General features: G+C 70.8%; 14 protein-coding genes. 3 read left to right on the top strand and 11 right to left on the bottom strand.

The window, feature by feature from the left end:
* Nucleotides 1-85: 85 nt before the first annotated feature.
* Both ACFZAX_RS30285 and ACFZAX_RS30290 read right to left on the bottom strand, forming a co-directional pair.
* Entirely contained in the window at nt 86-442 is a 357-nt protein-coding gene (locus tag ACFZAX_RS30285) for a DUF6167 family protein (RefSeq protein ID WP_390965501.1), read from the bottom strand.
* 7 nt (nt 443-449) lie between these two features.
* Nucleotides 450-896 carry a DUF948 domain-containing protein gene (locus ACFZAX_RS30290; protein ID WP_390965593.1) on the bottom strand — a complete coding sequence of 149 codons (447 nt, stop codon included), beginning with the start codon at nt 894-896 and terminating at the stop codon, nt 450-452.
* A 236-nt stretch (nt 897-1,132) separates the two neighbouring features.
* On the opposite strand from ACFZAX_RS30290, the gene ACFZAX_RS30295 reads away from it, so the two are divergent.
* Nucleotides 1,133-3,349 (top strand): ATP-binding protein, encoded by a 2,217-nt coding sequence (locus ACFZAX_RS30295; protein WP_390965502.1) that lies wholly within the window; start codon nt 1,133-1,135, stop codon nt 3,347-3,349.
* A gap of 19 nt (nt 3,350-3,368) precedes the next feature.
* Here the strand turns inward: ACFZAX_RS30295 and rpsD are convergent, their stop codons facing one another.
* The 5 genes from rpsD to ACFZAX_RS30320 form a co-directional block, all read right to left on the bottom strand.
* Nucleotides 3,369-3,983, bottom strand: a complete 615-nt coding sequence (gene rpsD / locus ACFZAX_RS30300; protein ID WP_003970343.1) for a 30S ribosomal protein S4 — start codon at nt 3,981-3,983, stop codon at nt 3,369-3,371.
* 303 nt (nt 3,984-4,286) lie between these two features.
* Nucleotides 4,287-5,651 carry an AAA family ATPase gene (locus tag ACFZAX_RS30305; protein WP_390965503.1) on the bottom strand — a complete coding sequence of 455 codons (1,365 nt, stop codon included), beginning with the start codon at nt 5,649-5,651 and terminating at the stop codon, nt 4,287-4,289.
* Between the two features lie 84 nt (nt 5,652-5,735).
* Nucleotides 5,736-6,368, bottom strand: coding sequence for a vitamin K epoxide reductase family protein (locus tag ACFZAX_RS30310; RefSeq protein ID WP_327174703.1), 633 nt, complete (start codon nt 6,366-6,368; stop codon nt 5,736-5,738).
* A 346-nt stretch (nt 6,369-6,714) separates the two neighbouring features.
* Nucleotides 6,715-7,977, bottom strand: a complete 1,263-nt coding sequence (gene hisS, locus ACFZAX_RS30315) for a histidine--tRNA ligase (protein WP_390965504.1) — start codon at nt 7,975-7,977, stop codon at nt 6,715-6,717.
* A 14-nt stretch (nt 7,978-7,991) separates the two neighbouring features.
* Entirely contained in the window at nt 7,992-8,678 is a 687-nt protein-coding gene (locus ACFZAX_RS30320) for an MBL fold metallo-hydrolase (protein ID WP_327174705.1), read from the bottom strand.
* Nucleotides 8,679-8,873: 195 nt separating this feature from the next.
* Between ACFZAX_RS30320 and ACFZAX_RS30325 the strand changes: the two genes are divergently transcribed.
* Both ACFZAX_RS30325 and ACFZAX_RS30330 read left to right on the top strand, forming a co-directional pair.
* Nucleotides 8,874-9,665, top strand: coding sequence for a peptidylprolyl isomerase (locus ACFZAX_RS30325; protein WP_390965505.1), 792 nt, complete (start codon nt 8,874-8,876; stop codon nt 9,663-9,665).
* Between the two features lie 267 nt (nt 9,666-9,932).
* Nucleotides 9,933-11,162, top strand: a complete 1,230-nt coding sequence (locus tag ACFZAX_RS30330) for a DUF349 domain-containing protein (RefSeq protein WP_390965506.1) — start codon at nt 9,933-9,935, stop codon at nt 11,160-11,162.
* Nucleotides 11,163-11,252: 90 nt separating this feature from the next.
* On the opposite strand, the gene ACFZAX_RS30335 is transcribed toward ACFZAX_RS30330, so the two are convergent.
* From ACFZAX_RS30335 to secD, 4 genes are all read right to left on the bottom strand, one after another.
* Nucleotides 11,253-13,595, bottom strand: a complete 2,343-nt coding sequence (locus tag ACFZAX_RS30335) for a RelA/SpoT family protein (RefSeq protein WP_390965507.1) — start codon at nt 13,593-13,595, stop codon at nt 11,253-11,255.
* 362 nt (nt 13,596-13,957) lie between these two features.
* Nucleotides 13,958-14,506 (bottom strand): adenine phosphoribosyltransferase, encoded by a 549-nt coding sequence (locus ACFZAX_RS30340; protein WP_390965508.1) that lies wholly within the window; start codon nt 14,504-14,506, stop codon nt 13,958-13,960.
* A complete protein-coding gene (gene secF, locus ACFZAX_RS30345) occupies nt 14,503-15,609 on the bottom strand; it encodes a protein translocase subunit SecF (RefSeq protein WP_390965509.1) in 1,107 nt (368 codons plus the stop codon). Before secF ends, ACFZAX_RS30340 begins: the two co-directional genes overlap by 4 nt.
* A 1-nt stretch (nt 15,610) precedes the next feature.
* On the bottom strand, nt 15,611-17,416 hold the full coding sequence (gene secD, locus ACFZAX_RS30350) for a protein translocase subunit SecD (protein WP_390965510.1): 1,806 nt from the start codon (nt 17,414-17,416) through the stop codon (nt 15,611-15,613).
* Between the last annotated feature and the right edge of the window lie 120 nt (nt 17,417-17,536).

Raw genomic sequence — 17,536 nt, forward strand, 5'->3', positions numbered from 1 at the left:
GCGATGAGCGACGCCGAAGGGACGACGGTGTGGCCGCGCTCCTCGAAGTAGCTCAGCCAGCGACGGCGAATTTCGGCCGACTCCATCAGTGGTCCTCATTCCGGTTGTTCGAGTTGTAGGGGAGGGCGCGGTACAGGGGGGCCTCGTCAGCGCGGTGCGCGGGTGAGGCCGCTCCGACGGCGCGGTGGTGCCGTACGGGAAGCTCCGGGTCGAGCGGTGCGTCCAGGCCGAGCGCTCCGCCGAGTTCGGCCTCGCGCCGGACCATGCCCTCGCGCACGTCGAGGGCGAAGTCCTTGAGCCGGTGGCCGGCCTCGATCGCCTTGTCCGCGGCCTGCGCCGCGAGGCTCTCGGGGCTGAGCTGCTTGATCTTGCGGTTCACCTTGGTGGTGGCCCACACGCCGGCGGCTGCGCCGGCGGTGAACCAGAAGGTTCGGCGGAACATCGCTGGTTCAGTCCTTCTGTCCGCGGGAGCTGCGCCCGCTCCGCTTCTTGCGGGCGGACGGCACGGTTCGTCCGACGACCACGGTACGGCGGGCGGCCGCGCTCTCACGCGCGGGCTCCGGCGCGGTCCGGCGGCCGAGGGCCTGGCGGACGCCGTAGCCGAAGGCCGCGACCTTCACCAGGGGGCCGCCGAAGGTCGACGCGACGGTGGTGGAGAGGGCGGAGGCGTTGGAGGTGACCTCCTGGACGTCCGACGCGATGGCGTCGACCTTGTCCAGCTGGGTCTGCGCGGAGCGTACGGTCGCGGAGGCGTCGGCGAGCAGCGGCACGGCCTGTTCGGTCACGTCCGCCACGAGCTTGGTGGTCGCCCTGAGCGTCTGGGCCAGCCTCACCAGCACCACGGCGAGGAACGAGACCAGGATCGCCCAGAAGACGGCCACCAGGATCCCGGCCACCTCTCCACCGGACACAGTGCACCGCTCCCTGCTTGTCGCTCGCCCCGGCCAGCGGGGCCTGTCACCGCCCGGACCGGCCGCGGCGCCCGGGCGCGAGCCCGCCACCCGGCCAGTCGTCGTTCCCACGAGCCTATCGCGCCGGGCGTCACGCCCCGTACCGCATTACCGGTGGCCGCGGCGGCGTTCCGGGAAGAAGTTTGTACGCTGCGCTTCCGAGCCAGTACTCTGCGTGTTTCATGCGACGCCTTCAGGGCCGGTTCCCCGAGCCCGACGATCAGGGCTCCGGGCACTCCCCCCGCCGCGGCGGGCTGCCCGCGGAGCTGAACCCCTTCGTCGGGCGCCACGACGATCTCGCCGCTCTCGGCGCCCTGCTGGAGGAATCCCGGCTGGTCACCGTGGTCGGCGTGGCCGGCGTCGGGAAGACCCGATGCGCGGTGCGCCTCGCCTCACTCGCGGAGAAACGGTACTGCCACGGGGTCGGCGTCGCCGAGCTCTCCGGCCTGGGCGACGCCGACCTACTGGAGCACGCGGTGGTCGACGCGCTGGGGCTCACCGACCACACCCTCAGGCCGCCCCGGACGATCCTGCTCGACCATCTCGCCGACCGTGAGGTGCTGCTGGTCCTCGACGGGTACGAGCAGCACGTCGGGGCCTGCGCGGACCTGGTCCAGGAGCTGCTGCGCCGGGCGCCGCGGCTGCGGGTGCTGGCCGCGGGCCGCCTCCCGCTGAGGGTGGACGGCGAGGTGCTCCATCCGCTCGCGCCGATGGGCGACGAGGACGCGCTGGAGCTGTTCGCCACCCGCGCGAAGGCGGTCCGCCCCGGCTTCGCGCTCACCGGGGCGGCCCTGGAGACCGTACGGGAGCTGTGCCGGCGGCTCGACGGGATTCCGCTCGCCCTGGAGCTCGCCGCCGGGCGGATGCCGGCGCTGGCGCCGGAGCAGATCCTCCAGCGGCTGGACGACCGGTTCCGGCTGCTGACGGGCGGCAGCCGGAGCGCCCCGCCGCGCCACCAGACCCTGCGGACGGCGATCGGCTGGAGCCATGAGCTCTGCGCGCCCGAGGAGCGGCTGCTGTGGGCGCGGCTCTCGGTCTTCGCCGGGCAGTTCGACCTGGAGGCCGCGGAGTACATCTGCGGTGGTCCGGACCTGCCCGCCGACACCGTGCTGGACGTGCTGGACGCGCTCCTCGCCCAGTCCGTGGTGGTGCGCGAGGACTCCCCCGCAGGCACCCGCTACCGGCTGCTGGACACGATCCGCGAGTACGGGGCGCAGTGGCTGTCGGCCACCGGGGACGCGGAACGCCTGCAAAGGCGGCACCGGGACTGGTTCCTCGGGCTCGCGACCTGGTGCGAACTGGACTGGTTCTCACCCCGGCAGGAAGTGGTGGCGGCCCGCGTCGCCTGCGAACTCCCCAACCTCCGCAGAGCGATGGAGTGCTCGCTGGAGTCCTCGGACGAGGTCCACCTCGCGCAGTACCTGGCGGGAACCCTCTGGTATTTCTGGGTCGGCTGCGGTCGGCTCGCCGAGGGCCGGTTCTGGCTGGAGCACGTGCTCGACGAGGAGGCCGGCCACGATCCGTCGCGGCTGAAGGCGCAGTGGGTGCTGGGGTACGTGGCGGTGCTCCAGGGCGACACGATCGGCGCGCTCTCCGCGCTCCAGGCGTGCCGGGACGGGGCGGAGCAGTCCGGGGACGAGGCGGCGGCCGCGTACGCGGTGCACCGGACGGGCTGCCTGGCCCTGGTCACCGACGACCTGGTGCGCGCGGAGGAGTTGCTGCGGGACGCGCTGGCGCGCTACCGGGAGGTGGGCGAGCTGAACAGCAACGTCCTGATGGCCCAGGTGGAGCTGGGCATGGCGCGGGTGTTCCTGGGAGATCCGGAGGACGCGGCCGCCAACTGCCGGGAGGTCGCGGAGATCTGCGAGGACCACGGGGAGCGGTGGGTCCGTGCGTACGCGCTGTACGTCCTGGCCTACGTGGCACTGCGGCAGGACCGCCGCGGGCAGTGCCGCCGGATGGTCCTGGAGGCGCTGGCCACCGGCCACCGGTTCCACGATCTGCTGGGCGTCGCCATCTGCCTGGAGCTGGTGGCGCTGCTGACCGTCGTGGAGGGCGACGCGACGGAGGCCGCGGTGCTCCAGGGGGCCGCTTCGTCCATCTGGCCGTCCGTGGGGGTGCCGGTCTTCGGCTCGGCCCATTACGGCACTCCGCGCGCGGAGTGCGCCGGGCGGGCCCGGCGGGAGCTGGGCGACGCCGCCTACGACGCCGCGGTGCGGGCCGGGGCGCTGCTGGACTTCGACTCCGCGGTCCGGCGCGCGCTGGCCGGCGGGCACCCGGGTGCCGCGGAGGGGTCCTCGCCGTCGGAGGGCTGCCGTCCGGCGAAGGTCCCGGCGCCCGGGGAAACGCGAAGGCCCGCCTCCTCCCGGATGACCGGGAGGGGCGGGCCCGAGCTCTGATGCGAGCGCTGCGCCTGGATCAGCGGGCGTAGTACTCGACGACGAGCTGCTCGTCGCAGATGACCGGGATTTCCTTGCGGTTCGGGTCCCGGTCCAGGCGGAAGGCCAGGGCCTTCAGGTTCACCTGGAGGTAGCGCGGGGTCTCACCGTCGGTGTCGTAACCACCCTCGCGGGCCACCTGGAAGGGGACCTTGGAGCGGCTGCGCTCGCGGACCTGGACGATGTCGTCGGGGCGCACGCGGAACGACGGCTTGTCGACCTTGCCACCGTTGACCTCGATGTGGCCGTGGACGACCATCTGACGGGCCTGGTAGATGGTGCGGGCGATGCCCGAACGCAGGACCAGGGCGTCGAGGCGGCGCTCCAGCTCGACGACGAGCGCCTCGCCGGTCTTGCCTTCGGCCTTCTTGGCGCGGTCGTACGCGCGCGCCATCTGGCGCTCGCTGATGTCGTACTGCGCACGCAGGCGCTGCTTCTCCAGCAGACGGACCTTGTAGTCCGAGTTCTGCTTGCGGCCACGGCCGTGCTCGCCCGGCGGGTACGGACGCGCTTCGAAGTACTTGACAGCCTTGGGCGTCAGAGCGATGCCGAGGGCACGCGACTTCTTGACCTTGGGACGCGACTGGTTAGGCACGTTCTCCAGACCTCCGTTGTAGGGGTTTACCTCAGTGGGGAGATCGCGCTTCTCACCCTGGGAACACCACGACACATCACGGACGTCACGAAGCAGCGACGGCACACACAAAGGTGCCGTAAGCGACGGAAGGCCGATCTGATCGTGGTCAGCCGCGTCCCAGCGGGCTTGAAGACCGTCGGGCTGCCGTCAGCAACCCGAACGCACACGAACTCGTCTACAGACTACCTGCTCCGCGGAGCCGCTCGTACCGGGGGCGGGTGTGACCTGTTCCGGTACGGCACTGCGACGGCATGCCCCAGGTCAGCCGGCGTCGCCGCCCGTGCGGCCGAGGCGCTCGCGGACCCGGTCGGCCACGTCGGCGTACCGGGCCTCGGCTCCGTACCGGGTGGGGGTGTAGTACTGGCGGCCCCGCACCGCCTCGGGGGCGTACTCCTGGGCGGCGATGGCGCCGGGGACGTCGTGCGGGTAGACGTACCCCTGGGCGTGCCCGAGCTTGGCGGCGCCCGCGTAGTGGCCGTCCCGCAGATGGGCCGGGACCGGGCCGGCCAGTCCCTTCCGGACGTCCTCCCGGGCGGCCATGATCGCCAGGGTGGCGGCGTTCGATTTGGGGGCGAGGGCCAGCGCAATGGTGGCGTGGCTGAGGGTGAGAGCTGCCTCGGGGAAGCCGATCAGGGCGACGGCCTGGGCGGCGGCCACGGCCGTCGGCAGCGCGGTCGGGTCTGCCAGACCGATGTCCTCGCTGGCCGAGATCATCAGCCGGCGGGCGATGAACCGGGGGTCCTCCCCCGCCTCGATCATGCGCGCCAGATAGTGCAGCGCCGCGTCGACGTCCGAGCCGCGGATCGACTTGATCAGGGCGCTCGCCACGTCGTAGTGCTGGTCGCCGTCCCGGTCGTACTTCACGGCGGCCCGGTCGACCGTCTCCTCGACCGTGGAGAGGGTGATCTCCGGCTCGTGCTTCGCCAGGGCCGCCCCGGCGGCGGCCTCCAGCGCGGTGAGCGCGCGGCGGGCGTCACCGCCCGCGATGCGGAGCAGGTGGGCCTCCGCCTCCTCGGCGAGGGTCAGCGCGCCACCGAGTCCGCGTTCCTCGGCGAGCGCGCGGTGCAGCAGGGCGCGCAGGTCGTCGTCGGTGAGCGGCTCCAGGGTGAGCAGCAGCGAGCGCGACAGCAGCGGCGAGATGATGGAGAAGTAGGGGTTCTCGGTGGTCGCGGCGATGAGGGTGACCCAGCGGTTCTCGACGGCGGGGAGCAGGGAGTCCTGCTGGGCCTTGGAGAAGCGGTGGATCTCGTCGAGGAAGAGGACGGTCTCCTTGCCGAAGCCGCCGGTGGCCCGGCGGGCGCCGTCGATGACGGCCCGGACCTCCTTGACGCCGGCGGTGATCGCGGAGAGTTCGACGAAGCGCTTGTTGGTGGCCTTGCTGACCACGTAGGCGAGGGTGGTCTTTCCGGTGCCGGGCGGGCCCCAGAGGATCACCGAGGACGGGCCGGCCGGGCCGCCGCTGCCCTCACCGACGAGCCTGCGCAGCGGGGAGCCCTGCTTCAGCAGATGCTGCTGGCCGACCACCTCGTCCAGGACCCGGGGGCGCATCCGGACAGCGAGGGGGCTGCTCGACGGGTCCTTCTCCTGGCGTTCTTCGGCTGCTGCGGTAAAAAGATCGGGCTCCACGTCAGGAAGCCTAAGCCACCGCACCGACAGGGCGCCGGGGCCGCCGTCCGGGGCCGGACGACGGCCGTCGGTGCGGGCGCCCGGTCAGCTGGTCCAGAAGTCCCACCAGCGGGTCAGGATCAGCATGCCGATGATGCCGATCCAGAGCACCGGGGGCGCCCAGTGGAACTCGACGAGGCCGTTCCGCAGCCAGGACGGCGCGGGCAGGATGCGGTGCTTCACGTTGTGGATGGTGACGTAGCAGAACATGAAGATCGTGGCGACCCAGGCCAGGCAGCACCAGAGGCAGAGCGAGTTGATGTTGTACAGCGACTGGTACTGGAGCCAGGTGCAGAAGCCGACGCCGAAGAGGGTGCCGGCGTTGAGGCCGAGCCAGTACCAGGAACGGAACCGGGCTCCGGCGAGCAGCGCCATGCCGATGCCGATCACCACGGAGTAGGCGACGAGTCCGATCATCGGGTTCGGGAACCCGAAGGCGGACGCCTGCTCGCTCTTCATCACGTTGCCGCAGGCGACCACCGGGTTGAGGCTGCAGCCCGGTGTGAAGCCGGGGTCTTCCAGGAGCTTGAACTTGTCGATGGTGATGACCCAGGCGGCCAGCAGTCCGGCCGCCCCCGTGATCACCAGCAGCAGCGCGAGGGCGCGGCCGCTCCCGATGGTCCTTCCGCCGCTCTCGGCCTGGGTCGAGGAGTGGTGATCTACCGCTGCAGTCGTCATATCGCCGTTCCATCGCTGAGTGTCCGACCGGGCACGGTCATTCTGCCGTACCACCGTTCGGGTCTTCCGTTCGATCCGCATAAGGACGTACGAGGGCCGGGCACTCCTTCCCCCGGGGACGGGCGGGGTGCACGGCTCTGGCGTGGCGGAACGCGTCCGGGAGGACGGATCACGACGTCACCCGCCCCCGCCGCGTACACGCACGGGTATCGCTCTGGCGAATGACGCACGGAACGCGAGGTTGACAGCGCGGCTGGACGTGAGAGGGGGGGGGGGGGGGGGGGGCCGCCCGGGCCCCCCCCCCGCCCCCCCCCTCTCACGTCTCACGTACGTACTGCCGCGCCGATCAGGCGAGCCGCGCGCGCACCGCCTCGGTGATGCCGTCCAGCGGCACCGCCGTCTGCTCGCCCGACTCCATGTCCTTGAGCTGGACCAGGCCCTCGGCGAGGTCGCGCTCGCCGGCGACGATCGTGTACCGCGCCCCCGAGCGGTTGGCGCTCTTCATCGCGCCCTTGAGACCCCGGCCGCCGAACGCGAAGTCGGCGGCGATGCCCTCCTTGCGCAGCGCGGTCACCACGCCGAAGAGCACCCGGCGGGCCTCCTCACCCAGCGGTACGGCGTACACGCTGGTCGCGGCGGGGATGTCCAGTTCGATGCCCTCGGCCTCCAGCGCCAGCACCGTGCGGTCCACGCCGAGCGCCCAGCCGACCGACGGCAGCGCGGGGCCGCCGATCATCTCGGAGAGGCCGTCGTACCGGCCGCCGCCGCCCACCGCCGACTGCGAGCCCAGACCGTCGTGGACGAACTCGAAGGTGGTGCGGGTGTAGTAGTCGAGGCCGCGGACGAGCTTCTCGTCGTCCTCGTACGCGACCCCGGCGGCGGTCAGCAGGCCGCGCACCTCCTCGTGGTACGCCTTGCAGGCGTCGCAGAGGTAGTCGCCCAGCTTCGGGGCGCCGCCGAGCTGCTTCTGCACCTCGGGCCGCTTGTCGTCGAGCACCCGCAACGGGTTGATCTCGATACGGCGGCGGGTCTCCTCGTCGAGGTCGAGGTCGCGCAGGAAGCCCTGGAGCGCCTCGCGGTAGACCGGGCGGCACTCCTTGTCGCCGAGCGAGTTCAGCAGGATGCGGAAGCCGGTCAGCCCCAGCGAGCGGTACGCCTGGTCGGCCAGGATGATCAGCTCGGCGTCGAGCACCGGGTCCTCGGTACCGATGGCCTCGGCACCGACCTGCGAGAAGTGGCGGTAGCGGCCCTTCTGCGGACGCTCGTAGCGGTAGTACGAGCCGGAGTACCAGAGCTTGACCGGCAGGTTCCCGGCCTTGTGGAGGTTGGCCTCCAGCGCGGCGCGCAGGACGGAGGCGGTCCCCTCGGGGCGCAGCGCGAGCTCGTCGCCGCCCTTGGTGGTGAGGGTGTACATCTCCTTGGTGACGATGTCGGTGGACTCGCCGACTCCGCGGGCGAAGAGGTTCACGTCCTCGAAGCCCGGGGTCTCGATGTAGCCGTACCCGGAGCTGCGCAGCGGGGCGGAGATGGCCTCACGGACCGCCAGGAACTTCGCGGAGTCCGGCGGGATGAGGTCGTAGGTGCCCTTGGGGGCCTGGAAAGTACTCACAGGAAGATCTCTCGTCACATTCCGCGGCGCGGCGCGTCCAGCCCGTTCAGGAACGGGTTGGTGGTGCGCTCGCGGCCGATGGTCGTCTGGGGGCCGTGGCCGGACAGCACCACGGTCGAGTCGTCGAGCGGCAGGCACACGCGGGCCAGCGACTCGAGCAGCTCGGCGTGGTCGCCGCCGGGCAGGTCGGTGCGTCCGACGGAGCCGGCGAAGAGCAGGTCGCCCGAGAAGAGGACCGGCGGTACGTCGCCGGCCTCGGGCATCCTGAACGTCACCGACCCCTTCGTATGGCCGGGTGCGTGCGCGACGCCGAACTCCAGCCCGGCAAGCTCCAGACGCGCGCCGTCGGTGAGTTCCTTCACGTCGTCCGGCTCACCGATGGTCAGCTCGCCCATGATCGGCATCCCGATGGAGCGGCCGAGGGCCTTCTCCGGGTCGCTCATCATGTAACGGTCCCGGGGGTGGATCCAGGCGGGCACGTCGTGGGAGCCGCAGAGCGGGACGACCGAGGCGACGTGGTCGATGTGTCCGTGGGTGAGCACGACCGCGACGGGCTTGAGCCGGTGCTTCCGGAGCGCGTCCTCGACTCCCTGGGTGGCCTGGTGACCCGGGTCGATGATCACGCACTCCTCGCCGGCGGCGGGGGCGACCAGATAACAGTTGGTCCCCCAGGCCCCGGCGGGAAACCCGGCAATGAGCACGATCGTCCTTCGTTCGGTCCGGCGTTCCCGGCGGTTCGGTCCGGCGTTCGTCCGGCGGTCAGTCCGGTGGAAATGGGGCCGCGACAGCCTGCGCGGCAGATCAGAGCCTACCGGCGCTCCTCATTCCACAGCTAACCCATATACGGTACGGGCAGCCCAGGCCCCACCCATACGAACGTACAAGGAGACCATCCGGTGGTCAGCAGCGATCAGCGGCGGCGGCAGCTCGCCCGGGAGAAGTACGAGCGGCAGCAGCAGCGCCGGGAGGAGGCGCGCCGGCGCACCCGGCGGCTCACCGCGATAATCTCCTCCGCGGTTGCGGTGGCCGTCGTCATAGGCGTGGTCATCTACGTGACCGTGGGGAACGACGACGACACCGGCAAGAAGGCCCAGGCCTCGGCGAGCGCCTCCGCGTCTCCGTCGCCGTCCGCCAGTGAGAGCGCGGCGCCCGAGCCCAAGGTCACGATCGACAAGACGGCCAAGTACTCCATGGACGTCAAGACCGACCAGGGTGACCTGAAGTTCACGATGGACGCGTCGAAGACCCCGCACACGACGAACTCGTTCAAGTACCTCGCCGACAAGAAGTTCTTCGACGGTACGAAGTGCCACCGCCTCGTGACGGAAGGCATATTCGTCCTCCAGTGCGGCGACCCCAAGGGCGACGGCACCGGCGGTCCCGGCTACACCATCCCGGACGAGAACCTCACCGCCCTCGGCAAGGCGGGCGCCGACGGCACGGTGACGTTCCCGGCGGGCACGGTCGCCATGGCCAACACGGGCCAGGCGCACACCGGCGGCAGCCAGTACTTCCTCGTGTACAAGGACTCCAAGCTGCCCCCGACGTACACGCCGTTCGGCACGATGGACGACGCCTCGCTGAAGGCCGTCCAGGCGATCGCCGAGGCGGGCGTCGACGGCGGTGCCACCGACGGTGCTCCGAAGAAGGCCGTGAACGTCTCCAAGGTGACCGTCGACAAGGAGTGAGCCACCCCGCTCCGCGGAGCCCCGGCGGCCGGTCGACCCGGTGGCCGGGGCTCCGTGTTGTCGGAGTTGCCGCAAATACCCGGTACGAACGCCCGCGGGGGCCCGGACCGGCCCGTACCGGAGAAATCCAGCCGCGCTGAGTGCGGACAGCCGGGCCGCCGGTCGCCTAGATTGGCGTGGTGCAGGGCGGGCGCGGCCCGCCCCCAGGAACTGTGGACGATGCCCGGGGGGCCCACCCCCTCGCAGGTATCAGGTGGAGGAGGCGCTGTGAGCAGCGACCCGTGGGGCCGTGTCGACGAGACAGGCACCGTGTACGTGCGTACTTCCGAGGGCGAGCAGGTCGTCGGATCGTGGCAGGCCGGAACGCCCGAGGAGGCACTGGCCTATTTCGAGCGCAAGTACGAGGGCTTGGTGGTCGAGATCGGCCTCCTCGAAAAGCGGGTGAAGACCACCGACCTGTCGTCCAAGGACGCGACGGCGGCGATCGACCACCTGCGGACGCAGGTCGACGAGCACCACGCCGTGGGTGACCTCGCCGCGCTGCGCACCCGGCTGGACGCGCTCGTCGCGACGGTCGACTCGCGCCGCGAGGAGCGCAAGGTCCAGAAGGCGAAGCAGACCGACGAGGCCAAGCAGGCCAAGGAGAAGCTGGTCGCCGAGGCCGAGGAGCTGGCGCAGAGCGAGCAGTGGCGTTCCGCCGGTGAGCGGCTGCGGGCTCTCGTCGACACGTGGAAGGGCCTGCCCAGGCTCGACCGCAAGTCGGACGACGAGCTGTGGCACCGTTTCTCGCACGCCCGGTCCGCGTTCTCCAAGCGCCGCAAGGCCCACTTCGCCTCGCTGGACGCCCAGCGCGAGGATGCCCGCAAGGTCAAGGAGAAGCTGGTCGCCGAGGCCGAGTCGCTCTCCGGCTCGACGGAGTGGGGCGACACCGCGGCCCGGTACCGCGACCTGATGACGGAGTGGAAGGCGGCGGGCCGCGCCCAGCGAGAGGCCGAGGACGAGCTGTGGGGCCGCTTCCGCGGCGCGCAGGACGTCTTCTTCGCCGCCCGGAGCGCGACCTTCGCCGAGCGCGACGCGGAGCAGGGCGAGAACCTCAAGCTCAAGGAGGAGCTCGCCACCGAGGCCGAGAAGCTGGTGCCGGTGACGGACCTCAAGGCGGCCCGTGCGGCCTTCCGGTCCATCAACGAGCGCTGGGAGGCCATCGGCCACGTGCCGCGCGACGCCCGGCCGAAGGTCGAGGGCCGGGTGCACGCCGTGGAGCGTGCGCTCCAGGAGGCCGAGGAGTCGGAGTGGCGCCGCACCAACCCCGAGGCGCGTGCGCGTGCCGCGGGGCTGACCGGCCAGCTCCAGGCCGCCGTGGACAAGCTGCGCGGTCAGATCGACACCGCCCGCGCCTCGGGCAACAACGCCCGTGCCGACAAGCTCTCCCGCGAGCTCGAAGGCCGGCAGGCGCTGCTCGACCAGGCGCTGAAGGGCCTGGAGGAGTTCGGCGGCTGACGGGCCGCCCGTCCTCGGTGCGACACGGGAAGGGGCTCTTCGTACGCGGGCCGCGTACGAAGAGCCCCTTTCCCGTGCTCGGTCAGTCGCTCACGGACGCCGGGCCGAGGTGACCCGGTAGACGTCGTAGACGCCCTCCACGCCGCGTACGGCCTTCAGGACGTGGCCCAGGTGCTTCGGGTCGCCCATCTCGAAGGTGAACCGGGAGGTGGCCACCCGGTCGCGGGAGGTCTGCACGGCCGCCGACAGGATGTTGACGTGCTGGTCGGACAGGACGCGGGTGACGTCCGAGAGGAGCCGCGAGCGGTCCAGCGCCTCGACCTGGATGGCGACCAGGAAGACCGAGGACTGGGTCGCCGCCCACTCGACGTCGAGAATGCGCTCCGGCTGCTGGGACAGCGACTCGACGTTGACGCAGTCCGCGCGGTGCACCGAGACGCCGCTGCCCCGGGTGACGAACCCGATGATGGGGTCGCCGGGCACGGGGGTGCAGCAGCGGGCCAGCTTGACCCAGACGTCGTCGACGCCCTTGACGACGACCCCGGGGTCGTTGTTCGCCCGGCGCTTGCTCCGGCCGCGCGAGGGCGGCGCGCTCTCGGCGAGGTCCTCGTTGGCGGCGTCCTCGCCCCCGAGGGCCTGCACCAGCTTCTGCACGACCCCGGCGGCGGTGACGTGGCCCTCGCCGATCGCCGCGTACAGCGACGAGATGTCGGGGTAGCGCATCTCGTGCGCGAGGGTGACCAGGGAGTCGCCGGTCAGGATGCGCTGGATCGGCAGGTTCTGCTTGCGCATCGCGCGGGCGATGGCGTCCTTGCCCTGCTCGATGGCCTCGTCGCGGCGTTCCTTGGAGAACCAGGCCCGGATCTTGTTCCTGGCCCGGGGCGACTTGACGAAGCCGAGCCAGTCGCGGGACGGCCCGGCGCCGGCCGCCTTGGAGGTGAAGATCTCCACCAGGTCGCCGTTGTCGAGCGTCGATTCGAGCGGTACGAGCCGCCCGTTGACGCGCGCTCCTATCGTGCGGTAGCCGACCTCGGTGTGGACGGCGAAGGCGAAGTCGACCGGTGTCGCACCGGCCGGCAGCGCTATCACGTCGCCCTTGGGCGTGAAGACGAAAACCTCGTTGCGCGAGAGGTCGAAGCGGAGCGACTCCAGGAACTCGCTGGGGTCTTCCGTCTCCTTCTGCCAGTCCAGGAGCTGGCGCAGCCACGCCATGTCGTTGACGGTGTCCTGGCTGCGTCCGCCGCTGGTGCTCTTGGGCACGTCGGTGCGGACCTTGGACGCCCCGGCGACGGCCTCCTGCTTGTACTTCCAGTGCGCGGCGATGCCGTACTCGGCGCGGCGGTGCATGTCGAACGTACGGATCTGGAGTTCGACGGGCTTGCCGCTGGGGCCGATGACCGTGGTGTGCAGCGACTGGTACATGTTGAACTTGGGCATCGCGATGTAGTCCTTGAACCGGCCGGGGACCGGGTTCCATCGCGCGTGCACGGTGCCGAGCGCCGCGTAGCAGTCGCGGACGGTGTCCACGAGGACGCGGATGCCCACCAGGTCGTAGATCTCGGCGAAGTCGCGGCCCCGCACGATCATCTTCTGGTAGACGCTGTAGTAGTGCTTCGGCCGGCCGGTGACGGTGGCCTTGATGCGCGCGGCACGCAGGTCGGACTGGACCTCGTCGGTCACTATGGCGAGGTACTCGTCGCGTTTGGGCGCGCGCTCGGCGACGAGGCGGACGATCTCGTCGTACATCTTGGGGTAGAGGATCGCGAAGGCGAGGTCCTCCAGCTCCCACTTGATGGTGTTCATGCCCAGGCGGTGGGCGAGCGGCGCGTAGATCTCCAGCGTCTCGCGGGCCTTCTTCTCCTGCTTCTCCCGCTTGAGGTACCGCATGGTGCGCATGTTGTGGAGCCGGTCGGCGAGCTTGATGACGAGGACCCGGGGGTCCTTGGCCATCGCGACGACCATCTTGCGGACGGTCTCGGCCTGGGCGGCCTCGCCGAACTTCACCTTGTCCAGCTTGGTCACACCGTCGACGAGCAGCGCGACCTGGTCGCCGAAGTCGCGGCGCAGGGTGTCCAGGCCGTACTCGGTGTCCTCGACGGTGTCGTGCAGCAGCCCCGCCATCAGGGTGGCCGGATCCATGCCCAGCTCGGCGAGGATCGTGGTGACCGCGAGCGGGTGCGTGATGTACGGGTCGCCGCTCTTGCGCTTCTGCCCACGGTGCCAGCGCTCGGCGACCTGGTAGGCCCGCTCGATCTGCCGGAGCGTGGCCGTCTCGATCTTGGGATCGTTCTGCCGCACCGTGCGCAGCAGCGGTTCCAGGACCGGGTTGTACGGGCTGGAGCGCTGTACGCCCAGTCGGGCGAGGCGGGCGCGCACCCGGTTGGAGGAGCCGCCGGTACGGGCGGGCTGGGCCGCCGGGGTGGGCGGCTTCACGGGCCTGGCCGGGTTCTTCGAGGCGGGCGGCGCCGGAAGGGCGGGAGCGGGCGCTTTCTCGGGCCCGCCGGCCTCCGGTGCGGCGGGCGGCGTCCCGGGAGTCGCGGGTCCTCCGGGGGTCTCACCCGCGGGAGAGGGCGTGGCGGACCCCGCCGCGGGCTTCTCCGGCTGCGGCGCTCCGGCTGCGTTGGCCTCGTCTGGCAAGGGCACTCCTCGTGCGTATCCGGACTACCCGGAAGGCAATGGTATCGAGCCACCGGTGGCTCCTCGTCCGGGGACCGTGGAAGCCCTGACAACGCGCGCGGGCACCCGGTTGTTCCCCGGGTGCCCGCGCGTGGTCGTACCAACCGTTGGCCGGCTGGTCAGACGGTGATCAATGCCTCCAGCGGAGCGCCCTGAAGGGCGGGCTCCAGACGGTCGCGGCCGTCGAGGAAGCCGAGCTCCATGAGGACCGCGACGCCCGCGACCTTGGCACCCGCCCGCCGGATGAGCTGCAGCGAGGCCTCGGCGGTGCCGCCGGTGGCGAGGACGTCGTCGATGACCATGATCCGGTCGTCGGCGGTGATGTCCTCGGCGTGCACCTCGATCTCGGCGGTGCCGTACTCCAGGTCGTAGGCCTGGCGGAGCGTCGCTCCGGGCAGCTTTCCGGCCTTGCGCACGGGGATGAAGCCGAGGCCCGCCCGGACGGCGACGGGTGCGGCGAGGATGAACCCGCGCGCTTCGAGGCCGACGATCCGGGTGGCGCCGTGCTTCACGCACAGCTCCGCGAGGACGTCGGTCAGGGCCGAGAAGGCGACCGGGTCCGCGAGCAGCGGGGTGATGTCCTTGAAGAGGACGCCCGCCTTCGGGTAGTCGGGTACGTCACGGATGCGGCTGAGCAGCAGCTCCCGGACGGATTCGGTGGTGGTCATCGACGCTTCCCCTGACCGCGGCCGTCTCCGGGCTCGCGACGCTGTCCGATCACCGAGGCCGAGGAACCGGCTCCCGCACCCGCGGTGACGGTGTCCTGCGGCTCGTCGTCCTCCTCGGACTCGCCCTTGGCCGCAGCCGCGGCACGCTTGGCGAGAACGCGCTTGGTGAGCGCCTTCATCTGCGGCTCGCGCTCCTTGAGGTCGGCGACGAGCGGCGTGGCGATGAAGATCGAGGAGTACGCGCCGGCCGCGAGACCGACGAAGAGCGACAGCGAGATGTCGTTCAGCATGCCGGCGCCGAGGACGCCGCCGCCGATGAAGAGCAGACCGGCGACGGGGAGGAGCGCGACCACGGTGGTGTTGATGGAACGCACCAGCGTGCCGTTGATCGACTTGTTGGCGATCTCGCTGTAGGTGAACCGGGTCTGCTTGGTGATCCCCTTCTGGCCCTCCTTGAGGGAGTCGAAGACGACGACCGTGTCGTAGAGGGAGTAACCGAGGATGGTGAGCAGACCGATCACGGTGCCCGGGGTGACCTCGAAGCCGACCAGGGCGTAGACGCCGACCGTGATGGTGATGTCGTGGATCAGCGCCACCAGGGCGGCGACGGCCATCCGCCACTCGAAGGCGATGGCCAGGTAGACCACCACGAGGACCATGAAGATCCCGAGGCCGGTCCACGCCTTGTTGGCGATCTGCTCGCCCCAGCTCGGGCCGACCAGGTCGGCGTTGATCTTCGACGCGGGAACGCCGAGATCCTTCGAGAGCTGGGTCTTGATGCCGTCGGCCTTGGCGGTGTCGACCTCGGTGATCTGGATGCGCAGACCGCCGTTGCCGAGCTCCTGGACGATCGCCTCGTGGCCGGAGGCGCTGACGGCCGCCTCCTGGGCCTGGGAGGTGGAGATCTTGGCCTTGGTGTCGGTCGTGAAGACCGCGCCGCCCTTGAACTCGATGCCCATGTTCAGGCCGCCGACCGCCAGGCCGAGGATGGCCGTGATGGTGATCAGGATCGAGACGCCGTACCAGATCTTGCGCTTACCGATGAAGTCGTAGCCGAGCTCGCCTCGGTAGAGCCGGGCGCCGATGCTGCCGAGTCGCGACATCTCACGCCTCCTTCGGGTCGGTGGAGGAGTTGACACGGCGCGAGCGGCGCAGCGGCGGCTTGGCGCCGAGCCGCTTCGGGTCCAGCCCGGACCACGGGTGACCGCTGGAGAAGAACTTCGTCCGGCCCATCAGCGTCATGACCGGCTTGGTGAAGAAGAACACCACGACGACGTCGAGCACGGTGGTGAGACCGAGCGTGAACGCGAAGCCCTGGACCTTGCCGACGGTGACCACGAAGAGGACGGCGGCGGCGAGGAACGACACGAAGTCGGAGACGAGAATGGTGCGGCGGGCGCGCGGCCAGGCACGCTCGATGGCCGGCCGGAGGGTGCGTCCCTCGCGGATCTCGTCTCTCACTCGTTCGAAGTACACGATGAACGAGTCGGCGGTGATACCGATGGCCACGATGGCTCCGCAGACCGCCGGCAGGTTCAGCGCGAAGCCGATGGCAGGACCGAGCAGCGCCATGATCGTGTACGTGAGGATGCCCGAGACCAGGAGGCTGAGCAGCGCGATGGACGCGAGGCCGCGGTAGTACGCAACCAGGTAGATGACGACCAGCGCGAGGCCGATGGCACCGGCGATCAGACCGGCCTGGAGCTGCTCACCGCCGAGGGCGGCGGTCACCGTGGTGACGCTGGCCTCCTTGAAGGTCAGCGGCAGGGCGCCGTAGGACAGGATGTTTCCGAGGTCCTCGGCCTCCTGCTGGGTGAAGCTGCCCGAGATCTGGGCGTTGGCGCTGAGCGCGCTGGCGACCGAGGGGGCGGAGACCACTTCGCCGTCGAGGACGATCGCGAACTGGTTCATCGGGGCGGTCTGCTGCGCCAGCGTCGACGTGATCTTGTTGAACTTCTTGGCGCCCTTGGAGGTGAACTCCATCGAGACGATCCACTGGCCGGTGCTCTGGTCGATGGCGCCCTGGGCGTTGTCGACGTCACTGCCGGAGACCGCGGCCGGGCCGAGGACGTACTTCTCGTAGCTGCCCGGGGTGTTGGAACCGCAGGCGACAATCGTGTCGGTGTCCTTGGCGTCCTTGCCGGCGGCGGCGCGCTGCTTCGGGTCGGAGCAGTCGAGCGCGGCGAACTCGGCCTGGAGCTTCGCGGTGGCCGGGTCGGTCGACGCGCTCGGCGACGCGGCGTCGGTCGCGGCGGCGTCGTCCGTGGCGGCGGCGGTCGCGTCGGCGGAGGCCGGGGCGCTCGGGGTGGTGTCCTCGGTCAGCGCTCCGGTGACGGCGCGGCCCTGGGTGGTGGCGCTCGGCGAGGGGGACGCGGAGGACTTCCCGCCGTCCGTGGCCGTCTCACCGTCCGTGGCCTTCGCGGAAGCCGACGCCGAGGCGCTCGGCGAGGCGCTGCCGGAGGGGGTGGCGGAAGCCGAGGGGGTGGCGTCGGAGCCGCTGGCCTCGACGGTCAGAACGGGCCGGAAGTACAGCTGGGCGGTCGTACCGACCTGCTTCCGGGCCTGCTCGGAGTTGGTCCCCTTCGGGATGTTCACGATGATGTTGCTGGAGCCCTGGGTCTGAACCTCGGCCTCGGACACACCCAGACCGTTGACACGGCGCTCGATGATGCCGACCGCGGTGTTCATGTTGGTCTCGTTGATCGCGTTCGGCTTGCCGGGCTGGCTCTTGGCCTGGAGCGTGATCGACGTTCCGCCGGCCAGGTCGATGCCCAGTCTCGGAGTGGTGTGGCCGGACAGGAACATCCCGCCAGCGAGCGCGACCATGACGATCAGGATGAGAGCCAGGGAACGCCCCGGCCTTCCCTGACCGCCACCGGCCGGCCCTCGGCCCTTCTTCGGTGCTGCCACCTTTTCGTTTCTCCCTGTCCAACCGCTCCGCGCCGGGTACGCGCCCGAGCGGCCACGAAGTGTTGTGGGGACCCGCCCCCGCAGAAGACCGGACGTACCGGGGAGACCGCGCCCCGGGTG

The organism is Streptomyces sp. NPDC008125, assembly GCF_042957125.1.
GTDB lineage: Bacteria > Actinomycetota > Actinomycetes > Streptomycetales > Streptomycetaceae > Streptomyces.